Source organism: Stenotrophomonas maltophilia (genome assembly GCF_023518235.1).
Classification (GTDB): Bacteria; Pseudomonadota; Gammaproteobacteria; order Xanthomonadales; family Xanthomonadaceae; genus Stenotrophomonas.
On sequence record NZ_CP090423.1, the window covers coordinates 3,927,649 to 3,943,212 of the forward strand.

General features: G+C 66.3%; 14 protein-coding genes. 6 read left to right on the top strand and 8 right to left on the bottom strand.

The genetic code is table 11. The features are described from left to right. Positions 1-22 precede the first annotated feature (22 nt). Genes LZ605_RS18330 through LZ605_RS18350 form a run of 5 tightly spaced genes read right to left on the bottom strand, consistent with a single transcriptional unit; the run spans position 23 to position 5,002 of the window. Positions 23-400, bottom strand: coding sequence for a PDZ domain-containing protein (locus LZ605_RS18330; protein ID WP_249844948.1), 378 nt, complete (start codon positions 398-400; stop codon positions 23-25). 16 nt (positions 401-416) lie between these two features. Then, positions 417-1,634 carry an ABC transporter permease gene (locus tag LZ605_RS18335; protein ID WP_249842785.1) on the bottom strand — a complete coding sequence of 406 codons (1,218 nt, stop codon included), beginning with the start codon at positions 1,632-1,634 and terminating at the stop codon, positions 417-419. A gap of 20 nt (positions 1,635-1,654) precedes the next feature. Further along, positions 1,655-2,953 (bottom strand): ABC transporter permease, encoded by a 1,299-nt coding sequence (locus tag LZ605_RS18340; protein ID WP_107231941.1) that lies wholly within the window; start codon positions 2,951-2,953, stop codon positions 1,655-1,657. 10 nt (positions 2,954-2,963) lie between these two features. Then, a complete protein-coding gene (locus LZ605_RS18345) occupies positions 2,964-3,689 on the bottom strand; it encodes an ABC transporter ATP-binding protein (RefSeq protein ID WP_057496528.1) in 726 nt (241 codons plus the stop codon). 35 nt (positions 3,690-3,724) lie between these two features. After that, positions 3,725-5,002, bottom strand: coding sequence for an efflux RND transporter periplasmic adaptor subunit (locus LZ605_RS18350; RefSeq protein WP_249842786.1), 1,278 nt, complete (start codon positions 5,000-5,002; stop codon positions 3,725-3,727). A gap of 203 nt (positions 5,003-5,205) precedes the next feature. Between LZ605_RS18350 and glmS the strand changes: the two genes are divergently transcribed. The 4 genes from glmS (at position 5,206) to LZ605_RS18370 (ending at position 10,436) form a co-directional block, all read left to right on the top strand. Beyond that, entirely contained in the window at positions 5,206-7,044 is a 1,839-nt protein-coding gene (gene glmS, locus LZ605_RS18355) for a glutamine--fructose-6-phosphate transaminase (isomerizing) (RefSeq protein WP_249842787.1), read from the top strand. A 250-nt stretch (positions 7,045-7,294) separates the two neighbouring features. Further along, on the top strand, positions 7,295-7,756 hold the full coding sequence (locus LZ605_RS18360) for a DUF2846 domain-containing protein (protein WP_053518720.1): 462 nt from the start codon (positions 7,295-7,297) through the stop codon (positions 7,754-7,756). A 416-nt stretch (positions 7,757-8,172) separates the two neighbouring features. Then, a complete protein-coding gene (locus tag LZ605_RS18365) occupies positions 8,173-8,604 on the top strand; it encodes a CBS domain-containing protein (protein WP_164137747.1) in 432 nt (143 codons plus the stop codon). A gap of 137 nt (positions 8,605-8,741) precedes the next feature. Then, positions 8,742-10,436 (top strand): hypothetical protein, encoded by a 1,695-nt coding sequence (locus LZ605_RS18370; RefSeq protein ID WP_249842788.1) that lies wholly within the window; start codon positions 8,742-8,744, stop codon positions 10,434-10,436. A 68-nt stretch (positions 10,437-10,504) separates the two neighbouring features. Here LZ605_RS18370 and LZ605_RS18375 read toward each other — a convergent pair whose 3' ends face one another. Both LZ605_RS18375 and gloA read right to left on the bottom strand, forming a co-directional pair. After that, complete coding sequence (locus tag LZ605_RS18375; RefSeq protein WP_249842789.1) at positions 10,505-10,933, bottom strand: VOC family protein; 429 nt, start codon at positions 10,931-10,933, stop codon at positions 10,505-10,507. 124 nt (positions 10,934-11,057) lie between these two features. Then, positions 11,058-11,576 (bottom strand): lactoylglutathione lyase, encoded by a 519-nt coding sequence (gloA, locus tag LZ605_RS18380; RefSeq protein WP_249842790.1) that lies wholly within the window; start codon positions 11,574-11,576, stop codon positions 11,058-11,060. Positions 11,577-11,700: 124 nt separating this feature from the next. On the opposite strand from gloA, the gene LZ605_RS18385 reads away from it, so the two are divergent. Then, positions 11,701-12,813: a PLP-dependent cysteine synthase family protein gene (locus LZ605_RS18385; protein WP_249842791.1), complete on the top strand. Its 1,113-nt coding sequence runs from the start codon at positions 11,701-11,703 to the stop codon at positions 12,811-12,813. Between the two features lie 90 nt (positions 12,814-12,903). On the opposite strand, the gene LZ605_RS18390 is transcribed toward LZ605_RS18385, so the two are convergent. Beyond that, a complete protein-coding gene (locus LZ605_RS18390; protein WP_249842792.1) occupies positions 12,904-13,308 on the bottom strand; it encodes a hypothetical protein in 405 nt (134 codons plus the stop codon). 170 nt (positions 13,309-13,478) lie between these two features. Here LZ605_RS18390 and LZ605_RS18395 point away from each other — a divergent pair, with 170 nt between their 5' ends. Then, on the top strand, positions 13,479-15,509 hold the full coding sequence (locus LZ605_RS18395; RefSeq protein WP_249842793.1) for a M3 family metallopeptidase: 2,031 nt from the start codon (positions 13,479-13,481) through the stop codon (positions 15,507-15,509). Positions 15,510-15,564: the final 55 nt, after the last annotated feature.

Here is a 15,564-nt window from a genome sequence, read left to right on the forward strand (position 1 = left end):
GCGCCCGTGCAGGGCGCGTTGCTCAGCGCTGCGGCGCCGGAGGGGGCGGCGGCGGCGGAGGTGGTGGCGGGGCGACCAGCGCCAGGCGCCAGGCGACCGCATCCACCGGTACCGTCAGCTCGCGCTTGTCGCGCCGCAGCAACAGGTACACGGTCGGTGCGGTGGTCTGGCGCAGGGCCTCGCTCAGATGCTCGACCCGGCGCACGGCGGTATCGTTCACCCGCAGGATGCGGTCGCCGTGGCGCACGCCGAAGCGTGCCTCCGGTTTAGCCGCCTCCACATGCACCTGGCCCTCGGTCGAGCGCAGCGACAAGCGCGCATCGTCCTGGCGCCATTCCAGTGTCTGCGCGCTGCCACCGCCGGCCAGCGCCGGCAGTGGCAGAAGCAGCATCAACGCCATCGTGCAGGCGCGCATCTCACGCCCCTCGCGTGGCGACGGCCGGCGGCACCGCTGCCGCACGCCGGGCCGGCCCGAACACCGCGATCTGGCCCAGCACCCACAGCAGCAGCGCGCCCAGCGGCAGGTAGAACAGTGGCATGCGCGGCAGCTCGTACAGGTTCATCAGGGCCAGATTGATCGCATAGGCAGCCAGCATGCCCAGCACGATGCCCAGCGTGGCCAGCAGGAAGTTCTCGGTCTGGAAGTAACGCAGGATCTGCCCACGGGTGGCGCCCAGTGCACGGCGGATGCCGATCTGCTTGCTGCGCTGCTGCACCCAGAAGCTGGCCAGGCCGATGATGCCCAGCGCGGTGACCACCAGCAGCGAGATGCTGACGGTGATCAGCAGGCCGACCATGGCGCGGTCATTCTTGAAGAAATCCTTGCGCTGGTCTTCATAGGTCAGCTTGTCGCGCATCAGCCGGTTGGGGTCGTTGCGTTCCAGCGCGACCGCACCGGCGTCGAGCACTTCCTGGCGGCGTTCCGGCGAAGTGCGCAGCATGTAGGTACCACCGTCGTCGAAGGTGCGCCGTACCGGCAGCAGCATCGAGTTGGTCCAGTTGTCATTCCAGCCATTGGGCGTGCTGAGCGTGTCGACGATGCCGACCACGTGCAGCGGCTGCTTGCCCATGTAGTAGGTCTTGCCCAGCGCGCTGCCGTTGGGTTCCATCTTGGCGGCAGTGGACTGGGTGAAGATCACCGGGATGGCCTTTTCCTTGGCGCCGCCCTTGCTGACGTCTTCGAAGTTCTGGTACTCGTCGGGCAGGAAGTCGCGGCCGGCGATCAGGTTGATGCCCATCGTGGCCAACCCGTTCTCCGAGAGGGTGTACATCGAAGCGTTGGTGGTCGGCCGTTCCTGGTCGACCTCGCGCGAGATGCTGCTGCTGGAGGAGCCGTTGCGGAACGGAACCTGGTTGATGATGGTGGCGTTGCTGACGCCGGGAATCGCACGCAGCGAGGCCAGATCCTCGCGGGTGCGGGCCAGGGCGTCGGTCTGCTTGCCGATGCCGCTGACGCGCAGCATCACCAGTTCGTTCTCGGCGATGCCACTGGGCATGCTGATCTTCTCCACGCGCTGGCTGACCAGGAACAGCGCGTTGCAGACGATGGCGCAGGTCAGTGCGACTTCCAGCACGATCAGGGCGGCAGCGGTCTTGTGCCGGCGCAGTGTGCTGAGGATGGGGCGGATGTCCATGGGAGTCCTCGTTCGGGTGCTTACTGCGACTTGAGCTGGATGGCCGGGGTGACCTGCATGGCACGCCAGGCGGGCAGGAAACCGGCGGCAAGGCTGGCAAACAGGGTCAGGCCCAGTGCGAGCAGCAGCATGTTGCCGTCCAGGTGGGCCAGCTTGGCGTACTCCACCGGTTGCTGGCGCACCGCGAACAGGCCGAGCAGGGCCAGGCCGATGCCGAGCACGCCACCGACCACACCGACCGCGCCGGCTTCCACCAGGCACTGCAGGAAGATCTGGCCGCGGCTGGCGCCCAGGGCACGGCGCACGCCGATCTCACCGCTGCGGCGCAGGAACTTGGCCAGCAGCAGGCCGACCGTGTTGACCAGGCAGACACCGAGGAAGCCCAGCGCCAGCCACAGCTGCAGGCGCACATCGCTGGGCACCGCGCCGTTGAAGTCCAGCCATTCCATCACGGTGCGCAGGCGCACGTTCGGCGGGTGCTTGAAGCGGCCGGCCTCGCGCTGTTGGGTCGAATAGTTCTCCAGGTAACGGCGGTAATCGCCGGCCTTGGCCGGGTCCATCTCCACCCAGTACTGCAGCCAGGCGCAGGGAGCGTTGAGCGAATAGCTGTTGCCGTCGGGGTTCTCGCCGAAGCAGTTCATGTTGCCGTTGTTGCCCAGCTTCAGATCGAACGAGGTGGAGATCGGCAGCAGCAGGTCTTCGTTCTTGCCGTAGCTGCCGGTGGTCAGGTCATAGAAGTGCGGCTCCGGGCTCCATTCCTTCATCACGCCGACGATGCGGTAGCTCTGGCCCTCCATGCGCAGGTCGCGGCCCACGCTGTTGGCACCCTGGTACAGCTTGTCATTGAGCGCCTTGGAGATGACCACCACGCGCGCGCGTCCGTCATCGTCCTCGCGCGTCCACGGACGGCCGTACTGCATGGGCACCTCGAACATCGGGAAGAAGTCGGCCGAGGTCCAGCGGGTGTCGATGCTGAAGGGCTTGAGGGTGCTGTTGTCCGGTTCGATGGTGCCGCCGCCGCCGCTCATCAGCGCCTGGCGTTCGCCCTTGGCTTCGCGCAGCAGCGCTTCACCGTCGAAGCGGGTCAACTGGGTTTCCGGCTCTTCGCCGGCGACATAGGCGCCGGTGGCGGCGTCGAGCTGCACGTAGAACAGGCGGTCGCTCTTGCCGGGAATCGGGTCGCCGGACAGCACATGGAACACGGTCAGGGTAGTCATCGAGGCACCGATGCCAAGCGCGATGGCGATCACCATCAGCGCGGTCAGGACCTTGTTGCGGCGGAAGCTGCGGGCCGCCAATCGGGCGTAGTAGGCGAACATGGTCGGGCCCTCACTCGTTGACGGCGACGATGTGGCGCACCGGCGTGGCCAGCACCGGCTCGCGCACCAGGTCGGTCACCTGGCCATCGACGATGTGCACGTTGCGCTGTGCACGCGCGGCCAGTTCCGGGTCGTGGGTGACCATCACGATGGTGGTGCCGGCGGCGTTGATCTCTTCCAGCAGTTCCATCACGCCACGTGCCATCTGCGTATCCAGGTTGCCGGTCGGTTCGTCGGCCAGCAGCAGGCGCGGGCTGCCGGCCAGGGCGCGCGCGATGGCCGCGCGCTGCTGCTGGCCGCCGGACAGTTCATTGGGGTAGTGCTTCATGCGCGAGCCGAGGCCGACCTGGCTCAGCGCCTTTTCGATGCGCTCGCGGCGCTCGCTGGCGCTCATCTTCCGGTAGCGCAGCGGCACATCGACGTTGTCGAACAGGTTGAGGTCGGGAATCAGGTTGAAGCCCTGGAAGATGAAGCCGATCTTCTGGTTGCGCAGGCGGCTGCGGGCGTCGTCGCCCAGCGTGCTCACGTCCTGGCCGTCGAGCATGTAGGTGCCGCTGGTGAAGGTTTCCAGCAGGCCGGCGATATTGAGGAAGGTGGTCTTGCCGGAACCGGACGGACCGGTGACGGCGACGAACTCGCCTTCCTTGACCTGCAGTTCCAGCGAGCGCAACGCATGGGTTTCCACCTGTTCGGTGCGGAAGACCTTGGCGACCGAGCGCATTTCGAGCATGTACATGGGGTGTCCTCTCTCCAGGATTCAGGGTTCAGGTATCAGTTGACGGAGACGCGCTCGGCGTCCTTGAACAGGTCGCTGCCGGAGACCACGATGCGGTCGCCCGGTTGCACACCCGACTTGATTTCCACTTCGCCCAGGCTGCTGACGCCCAGTTCCACCGGACGGCGCACGGCGGTGCGGCCATCCATCACGTAGGCCATGCCGTTGCCCTGTTCGACGAACGGGCCGCGCTCGACCTTCAGCACGTTCTTGCGGGTATCGAGCAGCACGCGCACCGACATCCGCTGGCTCTGGCGCAGGCCTTCCGGCTGCGCGCTGGCGAAGCGCACGCGGGCGTTGACCTCGCCGTTGACCACTTCCGGCGACACCGCGCTGATCTCACCCGGGAACGGCTGGCCGTTGCCGCCGGTCAGCTGTGCCGGCATGCCGATCGCCAGATCGCGGGCGAAGCTTTCCGGCACCTTGATCTCGACTTCAAACTTGGACAGGTCGACCACGCCCAGCACCGGCGCGTTGGCGGCCAGGTTGGTGGACTGCACCGCCTGCACCTGGCCGACCTGGCCATCGAACGGTGCGCGCAGGGGCAGCGCATCGACCTGGCGCTGCACTTCAGCCACCACCGCCTTCTGGCGATCGGCCAGCAGGCGCTTGTTGCGCGCGTCCAGGTCGGCGCCCTGGCTCTGCAGGCGGGCGTCGGTGGTGGCGTTGGCCAGGGTGATGTCGGCCTTCTTCAGCGAGTCCTTGGCCTTGGCCAGGTCGATCTGCGGCACCGCGCCACCGTCGTAGCCGCGCTGGTAGCGCTGCAGGTCGCGGTCGGCGGCCTGCCGTTCGATGGTGGCCTGGTCGGTCTCCTTGCGCGACTTGGCGCGGGCCAGGGTGGCGTCCAGCGCGGCGCGGCTGGCCTCGGCCTCCAGGCCGGCCAGGGTGGCCTGCTCCTGGGCCAGCTTGCTGCGCAGTTCCGGGCTGTCGATGATCGCCAGCTCCTGGCCCTTCTTCACCACATCGCCGGCCACCACCTTCAGGTCCACGGTACCGGCCGAGATGGCGTACAGGATCGGGCTGTTGGCGGCGATCACCCGGCCATCGGCGGCGATGTCGCGCACCAGGTCGCCGCGCTTCACTTCGGCGATGCGCACGCGGCTGCTGTCGAAGGAGCGGCTGGCATTGGACCAGGCATGCACGGCCCAGCCGATGCCGGCGATCAGGGCGATGGCGCCCAGGGCCGGCCAGCGGTAGCGGTGCCAGCTGGCGCCGGTGGCGCTGGCCGGGGCGGAGGAAACGATCTGGTCCTGGGCGGAAGTGTCGCGGATCATCGGGTGCATGCCTGACGGTGGTAGCCAGTACCAAGCACGTAGCGTGCCAACTTTATTTCATTTGTTTTCAATGAGTTGGAGATGGCGCGGACGTGTCCGGGTGTCCGCGGACACCTTTCCGGACACTTTCATTAAGCGGACAGGAGGGGGAAGGCGGACACGCACGCTAGAATGCCGCGATCGTCTTCAAGGAAACGCGTGACATGTGTGGAATCGTGGGTGCGATCGCCGATCGCGACGTGGTGCCGGTGCTGATCGAGGGCCTGAAGCGGCTTGAGTACCGCGGTTACGATTCCTCCGGCATCGCCGTGATCGACCAGCACGCGCGTCCGGACGTTCGTCGCGTGCGCCGTACCGGTCGCGTTTCGGAGATGGCCACGGCCGCCGAGGCCGAGGGCTTCAATGCGCTGCTGGGTATCGGCCACACGCGCTGGGCCACCCACGGCGGCGTCACCGAGGCCAACGCACATCCGCACATCAGCCAGGGTGTGGCGCTGGTGCACAACGGCATCATCGAAAACCACGAGGAGCAGCGCGAGAAGCTGCGCGCGCTGGGCTATACCTTCGAATCGCAGACCGACACCGAAGTCATCGCGCACCTGATCCACCATCACCTGAAGAGTGGCGACGACCTGCTGGTGGCGCTGCAGCACACGGTGAAGGAACTGACCGGTGCCTACGCGCTGGCCGTGGTCAGCCGTGCCGAGCCGGAACGTTTCGTGTGCGCGCGCATGGGCTGCCCGCTGCTGGTCGGCCTGGGCGAGGGTGAGAACTTCGTTGCCTCGGATGTGTCGGCAGTGATCTCGGCCACGCGCAAGGTGATCTTCCTGGAAGAGGGCGACACCGCCGAAATCCGTCGCGACGGCGTGCGCATCTTCGACGGCCATGACCAGCCGGTCGAGCGCGAGGTGCACCTGTCCGACGTGTCGCTGGCCTCGCTGGAGCTGGGCCCGTACCGCCACTTCATGCAGAAGGAAATCCACGAGCAGCCGCGTGCGCTGGGGGACACCATCGAAGCGGCGATCGACGCCGGTGGTTTCCCGGCCGAACTGTTCGGCAAGAACGCCGAAGCGGTGCTGTCGGGTATCGAAGGCGTGCAGATCATCGCCTGCGGCACCAGCTACTACGCCGGTCTGACCGCACGCTACTGGATCGAGGCGATCGCCGGCCTGCCGTGCAGCGTGGAGATCGCCAGCGAGTACCGCTACCGCGCCGCCTACGCGAACCCCAGGCACCTGATCGTGACCATTTCCCAGTCTGGCGAAACGCTGGATACGATGGAGGCGCTCAAGTACGCCAAGTCGCTGGGCCACAAGCACACGCTGTCGATCTGCAACGTGCCGGAAAGCGCGATTCCGCGCGCCAGCGAGCTGGTCTGCTACACCCGTGCCGGCGCCGAGATCGGCGTGGCCTCGACCAAGGCGTTCACCACCCAGCTTGCCGCGCTGTTCCAGTTGACCGTGGTGCTGGGCAAGCTGCATGGCCGCATCGACGCGGCACGGGAAGCGGACTACCTGGAGCAGCTGCGCTTCCTGCCGGGCAGCGTGCAGCACGCGCTGAACCTGGAGCCGCAGATCGCCGCCTGGGCCGAGCGCTTCGCGCGCAAGGCCAACGCCCTGTTCCTGGGCCGCGGCCTGCATTACCCGATCGCGCTGGAAGGCGCGCTCAAGCTCAAGGAAATCTCCTATATCCATGCCGAAGCGTACCCGGCCGGCGAACTGAAGCACGGCCCGCTGGCGCTGGTGGACGAAGACATGCCAGTGGTGGTGATCGCGCCCAACGACAGCCTGCTGGAGAAGGTGAAGTCGAACATGCAGGAAGTGCGTGCGCGTGGCGGCGAGCTGTTCGTGTTCGCCGACCAGGACAGCAATTTCAACGAGTCCGAAGGCGTGCACGTGATCCGCACGCCGCGCCATGCCGGCGTGCTCAGCCCCATCGTGCACACCATCCCGGTGCAGCTGCTGGCTTACCACACCGCACTGGCGCGCGGCACCGACGTGGACAAGCCGCGCAACCTCGCCAAGAGCGTGACGGTGGAGTAAGGCCTGGCCGATCTGCTGGCAGTACCGACGAGGGCGGCCCGATGGGTCGCCCTTTTTTCATGCCGGCATGGCATTCTCTGCGGCCGAACCCGCGCATCACGGAGGATGCCTGTGCAGGCTGCCATGCGACGATCCATGCCCTGCACAGTGATGCCGGAGCTTCATTTCACTGTTGGCAGTGCACACCCGCAACGGGTATGCCTGGCCATGTCCATTCCGCGCGCGATGGCGCGCATTACAGGGGCTGTAGATGAAAAAGCTGCATGGAGTCGCGTTGGCGGTGGCAATCAGTGCGCTGTCCGGTTGCGCGAGCGTTCCGATGACCGAGAAGAGCGTGGTGGATACGGCCAAGACCTTCCCGGCACCGCAGGACGGCAAGTCCGGGGTGTACGTGTTCCGCAACAGTTTCGTCGGCAAGGCACTGAAGAAGGACGTGCTGATCGATGGGCAGTGCCTGGGCGAAACCGCCGACAAGGTGTTCTTCTATACCCAGGTTGCCGGTGACCAGGAACATGTGATCTCCACCGAGTCGGAGTTCTCGCCCAACGACCTCAAGCTCTTTACCGAAGCCGGTCGCAACTACTTCATCCAGCAGTCGATCAAGATGGGCGTTTTCGTTGGCGGCGCGAAGCTGACCGTGGTTCCGGAAGCGGAAGGCCGCAGCCAGGTGATGCAGCTGAAGATGGCCCAGAACGGGCGTTGCTCGAAGTAACCCCGGTGGCCGGCGGGAGGCTGTGCCTTTCGCCGGCCCGCCCGAAGTGGGACGGCGCAGGGCCGTTCTGTCCGTGCCCGGCCGCGGAAGATCAATCTTGAGTGCGCGGAGCCGCCGGTGTTCAGCCTCGGTTTCAGCGGCGGTGCCATTCTCTGGATCGTCGGTGGGTTCCCACGACGAACTGTCCCATCGGTGCCGGTAGTGGCCATGGTCGGCAGTCGTAGAATCGATCCGACCGAGATACGGGTTGCGCTGCCGGACCCGCCTCGTTGGCGTTGCAGCACGTGGTCTGCCGGTCCGATCCAGGAGCGCGCAGCCGGTGCGCCAGACGTGCGCTGAAAGGTCTGTTCCCGGGGAGGGGGCGTATCGGAAGAGCACACTTTTTTGACTTCAGTGACCTGCACCAGGAAACAAGAATGAACGTCCGCGAACTCCTGCAATCCAAGAAAGAAGCTGTCATCACCATTGATGCGGAAGACACCATCGGTGCCGCCGCCCACAAGATGAGCGCGAACAAAATCGCTGCCCTGGTGGTGATGAAGGACGATGCCCCGGTCGGCATCATCTCCGAAAAGGACATCGTGCGTACCCTGGCCGATGACGGCCCGCAGGCCGGGCGCCGGGTGATTTCCAGCGTGCCCTCCACTGGTCTGGAAGGCATCGCGCCGGAGGCCACGCTGAAGCAGGCCATGTCGCTGATGACGTACTCGCGGCGCCGTCATCTGATGGTCACCGACGGCACGCGCCTGGTCGGCATCCTCAGCCTGGGCGACATCGTGAAGAACCTGCTGGGCGAACTGGAGCTGGAAAAGGCCGTGCTGCAGGACATCTACATGGCGGCGCATTGACGCTGCAACAGAAGCCGCGCTGGTAGCAGAACAACGGCCGGGTGCGGATGCACCTGGCCGTTTTCCTGTGCGCGCTTTGATTCGGCTAGTCTGATCAGGCGTGAGCGTGCACGTTGCAGACAGCGAGAGGAAATGGAATGTTCCAGAATGCGAGAAGGGAATTACTGGGCCCGCTGCATAGCCTGCTGAAGCGGCCGCTGGAGTTCCGCGCGGTGGACAGCATTGAGAGGCATCTGCGCCGGTTGCTTGAAACACGCCCGGACTACGACGCATTGTGTGAGCTTGCGCGCTGGTACGACGCACAGCGGGCGGCCGTATTGCCGCTGTTGCCGGCACTGCATGCAAAGTTGCAGGATCGGCTCTCCATCATTCTGCCTGCCGCTGCCTGTGTAGATCGCGTCGCGACCAGCGTGCGGCACGGGCAGGGCGGCGCGGAGCCGTTCCCGCAATGTGCGCAGGCATCGGCGCAGATCCAGCTGGAGCGCCTCTCCGACCTGCTGGAGCTCGCACAGTGCGGAGCGGGCGATCCATCGCAGGACGACGTTGTATGCCAGACCCTGCAGGTCATGCTGCTGAGCGAGGCGCTTGCGCTGGTGCTTTCCGGATTGGCGTGCGCCTCCCGGCAGAGTGACGGATCGCTGCTGCTTGAACCCGGCGATGACCATAGCCTGGGTCTGCTTAAGCAGGTCTGGTTCGCGCGGTGGCTGGACAGCAACAGCGAGATGGCGTTGATGGTTCGCATTGCCGAGTGCTCCGCTCAGGCCGCAGGTCGTTCCACGCAACTGGATGAGTTGCTGACCCATGCGGTACTGGACCGGGCACTGACCGTTACCTGGGCGTTTCTGGAATCGGATGCCACCTTGCACAGAAGCATGGCCTTTGCCCATGACGCTGCTCGTCTGGTCGTTTTCATGCTTTCTCGCCATGGAGCAGGAGAGATGTTCATTGGACGAGCACAGCTGCGCGAAGCAGACCTGGATGATGTCTTGCAGACCATCCTGGCGTGGCAGTCAAAAGGATTGAGAACCGATTGGATGGTGGTGCCGGGGCCGACGGGCTACATGCTGGCCGGTGGCTGGGACAAGGCGCTGCGCTGCGTGCTGGTGCAGTTCGCGCAGTCGGTCGGTGAGACCGAGCTGCTGCGCAGGCTGATCGGCGGTGATGGATTCGAACGGAGCTATATCCGAAGCCGCCTTGAACGCCAGCTGATCCAGCCGCAGCGCTATTCCGTCCACGAGGGAATCCAGAAGCACCATGTGCTGAAGGATCCGCCAGCCGATCTGGATGTGGAATACATCCTTCACGACTCGCTGTTGCAGCATCACTACTTCATTCAGGCCAAGCACGCCGCCAGGGGCGAGGTGGGGTATCTGGACAGCGTGGTCGCGGCGCTGCAGAAGGATCTCAGCGATGGCCTGCGGCAGTTGCGAGGGGCCAAGGCCTGCCTGGAAGATGGCCGGCTGGAGCCCCTGTGGGCGTCACGCGGGTTGTCGGGCGTGACCGCCGCCAACAGCAGTTTCCTGCTGGTCCACAACATCGCGCATCTTGACCTGCAGGTGACCGACGATGGCATCGCGCTTTACGACTGGCGGACGCTGCGGAATCTACTGGATGACGCGGCCGTCACTGTCAGAAGGCCTGGGGAGCAGGAGGTCCTTCGGCGCGCTGCTTCACCACTGAGCGTCGCCAATCCGATGGATGTGGTGCACACGTTGCTGTCCGAACACGGCATCTATGCGGGAGCCGGACAGGCCGCGTGGGCACCCTTGGCCGTCACCAGTTCGATGGAGCTGGTGGCCGGCCGTGTGCATATGCGCGCCTTGGGGATCTGAAGGCGCTGCGCGCATCCAAGCGGGCACCGCGTCGGCACCAAGCAGCTCCGATCGCAGCCAGGGCCTAGCTAGAACGTCACCTTGACCGAATCGGCGCTGTAGTTCGCCGGGCCGTGGTAGACCACCTCGATGTTGTTGCCATCCGGGTCCAGCACGAACGCCCCGTAGTACCCCGGATGGTAGGGACGCTCGCCCGGCGCGCCGTTGTCGGTGCCGCCGGCGGTGATCGCGGCGGTGTGGAAGGCATCCACGGTAGCGGTGTCGCGTGCCTGGAACGCCAGATGGTGGCGACCGGTCAGCTGGCCGGCCGCGGCCTCGCTGCTGGCGCTGGAAATGAACAGCTCGTCGGCCCAGAAGTAATCATCGCCTTCGCCGGCGATCGGGATGCCGATGGTGTCGAACACCGCCTGGTAGAAGCGGCGGCTGGCGGCCAGATCACGCACCACCAGCTGGATGTGGTCGATCAGGCGACCACGGTGCAGTTCCATCGTTTCCATACGAACCTCGCAAAAAAGGGGGCGGAGTCGGTAGCGCCGGGCTGTGCCCGGCGAGCGCGCAGCGCGGCCTGCTCAAGGCCGCCGGGCATGGCCCGGCGCTACCGGAATTGTGCCCCTTTCCGGGTCAGGCGTTGGCGATGATCTCGACCCAGTAGCCGTCCGGGTCCTTGATGAAGGCCAGGTTCTTCATGCGGCCGTCGGTCAGGCGCTTCTGGAAGGTGACGCCGAGGGCCTCGAAGCGCTGGCAGGCGGCCTCGATGTCCGGCACCGATACGCAGATGTGGCCGAAACCGCGCGGGTCACTGTTGCCGTCGTGGTAGACCGCGCCGTCCTGGGTCTCGGTGCCGTGGTTGTGGGTCAGTTCCAGCACGCCCGGCAGGCCGGCCATCCACAGTCGGCGCTGGGCATCGTCTTCCGGCACCACCGCGCCGGCCGGCACGTAGGCCAGGAAGTACAGGCTGAACTGGGCCTCCGGGAAATCGCGCTTGTCGATCAGCTGGTAGCCCAGCACGCGGGTGTAGAAGTCCAACGAGGCGGTGATGTCCTTGACCCGCAGCATGGTGTGGTTGAACACGAAGCCGGTGGTTTCGGCCGGGGCCTGGGCGGCGACGCCGGGGACATCGCGCAGGGCGGGAATGGTCATGGGGGAGTCCTTCAGACAGGGCCGTTGCCGGCCGGATGGCGCCATTCTACCGGCCGGCACCTGACGGCACCGCGACGTACAATGGCCGGATCGCACCGTTCCGTCCTCACAACGATTGCCCGCCATGTCGCAGCGTGAATGGGTGGCCGCCGCCATCCGCAAGATCGAAGCCGATTTCAACCGTTCCGCCGATACCCACCTGATTCCGCTGGCACTGCCCGGGTTCGAGGGCATCGAGCTTTACCTGAAGGATGAATCGAGCCATCCCACGGGCAGCCTCAAGCACCGGCTGGCGCGCTCGCTGTTCCTGTATGCGCTGACCAACGGCTGGCTGCGCGAGGGGCGCCCGGTGATCGAGGCGTCCAGCGGATCGACGGCCGTCTCTGAAGCCTATTTCGCGCGCCTGCTCGGTTTGCCGTTCATCGCGGTGATTCCGGCCACGACCTCGCCGGAGAAGATTGCGGCGATCGAATTCCATGGCGGTCGCTGCCATCTGGTCGAGCGTGCCTGCGACCTCAACTGCGAATCGGAAAGGCTGGCCCGCGAAACCGGCGGCCACTTCATGGACCAGTTCACCTATGCCGAGCGCGCCACTGACTGGCGTGCCAACAACAACATCGCCGAATCCATCTTCAAGCAGATGGCTGAAGAGCCCAGCCCGATTCCGGAGTGGATCGTGTGCAGCCCGGGCACCGGCGGCACGGCGGCCACGCTGGGCCGCTACGTCAGCTACCGCCGGCACGATACCCGCATCCTCTGCGCGGACCCGGAAGTGTCGGTGTTCTTCGAAGGCTACCAGGCCGCTGTGGCGGGAGAACAGGACTGGCGCGGCCGGACCTGCAGCGGGGGTTCACGGGTGGAGGGCATCGGTCGGCCGCGGGTGGAATCGAGCTTCATTCCGACCTGCGTCGATGCGATGGTGAAGGTACCCGATGCACTGAGCCTGGCCGCGATGCGTCATGTCAGCCGCCAGCTGGGGCGTCGCGTCGGCGGCTCCACCGGCACCAACTTCATCGGCGTGCTGCAGGCGGCACAGTGGATGCGCGAGGCCGGTCACCAGGGCAGCATCGTCAGCATCCTCTGCGATGCCGGCGAGCGCTATGCGCAGAGCTACTACGATCCTGCGTGGTATGTGCGCCAGGGCATCGACGTCGATGGCGCCGACGCGCAGCTGGCCGCTGCAGTGGCCGGGCAGGGGCTGCCCAAGCTGCCGTGGTGCAGTCTGGAAGCGCTGTAACCGGTCGACGTTGTCGTCGGGCATGGCCCGGCGCTACCGGTCACGCCAGGCGGGTAGCGCCGGGCCACGCCCGACGGTCACGAGGGCGTCTCAATACCCCGCCGCGGTGAACGCATCCAGCACCGCATCGCGCAACGCATCGGGCAGCGCCTCGATGTCCATGGCGCGGTCATCCAGGTGCAGGCTCGGGTCCAGCACGCTGGCACGGCCCTGGGCCAGCGCCTGCAGCCATAGCAGCACGCAGATCACAAACTCGCGCTCGTGGCCCAGCTGCAGCTGGCTGGCGCCGCGCTCGACCACTTCGAACGGGTACCACTCCTGCGCATCGTTGAAGGTGCCGCCCTGCTGCAGTACCGCCTGCAGCTGTTGCAGGTGGCGTGGGGCGTCGTCGCCGGCATCGCACAGCGCGGCGATCCAGGTCAGTTCGGCCGGGCTGGCGGACAACGCCAGCGATCGTGCCGGTGAGGCGGATGCAACTGCAGCCAGACCTTCCATGTGGGGCCTCGTTCGGTACCTACCGCTGCGGACTCCCCCGCAGCCAGAGCTTCGGCGCCGAACCGTAAGGCCGACGTGAATGCCGGGCCGTGCCCCCTTGTCAGCCCTGCCTGGCAACGCCATATCTACCGGGCTGCCCGCCTGCCGGGCCCGTACCCTGGAGATCTGCCGTGACCGTTGCCAACCCCCTGCTCGATTTTTCCGGCCTGCCGCGCTTCGAGGCGATCCGCCCCGAGCATGTGGCGCCGGCGCTGGACGTGCTGCTGGCCGAGGCCGAAGCCGCCGTCAGCACGGCCGAGCAGGTGCAGCCGGTTACCTGGCAGACCTTCGTGGCCCCGCTGGATGACGCCACCGAGCGCCTGTGGCGTGCCTGGGGCCTGGTCGGCCATCTGCAGGGCGTGGTCAACACCCCCGAGCTGCGCGAGGCCTACAACAGCAACCTGCCGCGGGTGACCCGCTTTGCCAGCGCGCTGGGCCAGAACCTGGCGCTGTATCGCCAGTACCAGGCACTGGCTGCCAGCGCGGAGGCCGCGACGTTCGACGACGCCCAGCGCAAGGTGCTGGACAACACCCTGCGTGACTTCCGCCTGGGCGGTGCCGAACTGGCGCCGGAGGCGCAGCAGCGCTTCGCGGCGATCAAGGAAGAGCTGTCGGCGCTGTCGGCGAAGTTTTCGCAGAACGTGCTCGATGCCACCGACGCGTGGTCGTTGATCATCGAGGATGAGGCACGCCTGGCTGGCGTGCCGGACGACGTGAAGGCCGCCGCGCATGCGGCAGCGGAAAAAGACGGCAACAAGGGCTGGAAACTGACCCTGCAGATGCCGTGCTACCTGCCGGTGCAGACCTGGGCCGAAGACCGCGACCTGCGCGAGATCCTGTACCGCGCCAGTGCACAGCGCGCCTCCGAATTCGGCGACGACGCGCTGGACAACAGCGGCAACATCGACCGCATCCTGGCCCTGCGCGCGGAACTGGCGGCACTGCTCGGTTTCGGCTCGTATGGCGAGTACTCGGTGGCGACCAAGATGGCACAGGACCCGGCCGAGGTACTCGGCTTCCTGCGCGACCTGGCCATGCGTGCCAAGCCGTTCGCGGCCAAGGATCGCGCCGAGCTGGAGCAGTTCGCATGCGAGCAGCTCGGTATCGAGCAGCTGCAGGCCTGGGACCTGGCCTTCGCCGCCGACCGCCTGAAGCAGGCGCGTTACAGCTATTCCGAGCAGGAGGTGAAGCAGTACTTCACCGAGCCGAAGGTGCTCGGTGGTCTGTTCTCGGTGATCGAGCAGCTGTACGGCCTGCATGTGCAGGAAGACAGCGCACCGGTCTGGCACGAGGACGTACGCTTCTTCCGCCTGGTCGATGCGCAGGGCGCGCTGGTCGGCCAGTTCTACCTGGATCTGTACGCACGCGAAGGCAAGCGCGGCGGCGCCTGGATGGATGATTGCCGCAACCGCCGCGTGCGCACCGATGGCAGCGTGCAGACGCCGCTGGTCTACCTGGTGTGCAACTTCGGCCGCGGCGCGAACGGCAAGCCGGCCACCTTCAGCCACAACGAGGTGACCACGCTGTTCCATGAAATGGGCCATGGCCTGCATCAGCTGCTGACCCGCATCGGCGAGCTGGGCGTGGCCGGCATCAACGGCGTGGAATGGGATGCGGTGGAACTGCCCAGCCAGTTCATGGAGAACTTCTGCTGGGAGTGGGACCACCTGCAGGGCATGACGGCGCATGTGGAAACCGGCGAACCCCTGCCGCGCGCGCTGTACGAGCGCATGCTGGCCGCGCGCAACTTCCACAGTGGCATGGCTACCGTGCGCCAGCTGGAATTCGGTCTGTTCGACATGCTGCTGCACAGCCAGTACGAGCCGGCGCAGGACAGCGTGCTGGCGCTGCTCGATCGCGTGCGCGGCGAAGTGGCGGTGAACCATCCGCCGGTCTGGAACCGCTTCCCGCATCAGTTCAGCCACATCTTCGCCGGCGGCTATGCGGCCGGGTATTACAGCTACAAGTGGGCCGAGGTGCTCAGCGCCGATGCCTACGCCGCGTTCGAGGAAGCGCCGCAGGCGCTGGCGGAGACCGGTGCGCGGTTCCGCGATGAGATCCTGTCGCGGGGGGGCAGCCGTCCGGCGGCGGAGAACTTCAGGGCCTTCCGTGGTCGCGCCCCGCAGATCGACGCGCTGCTGCGCCACTCGGGCATGGCGTAAACCGCGGTGGTGGGTGCCAACCCTGGTTGGCACGTTCTGGCAATGGTGCGGACCA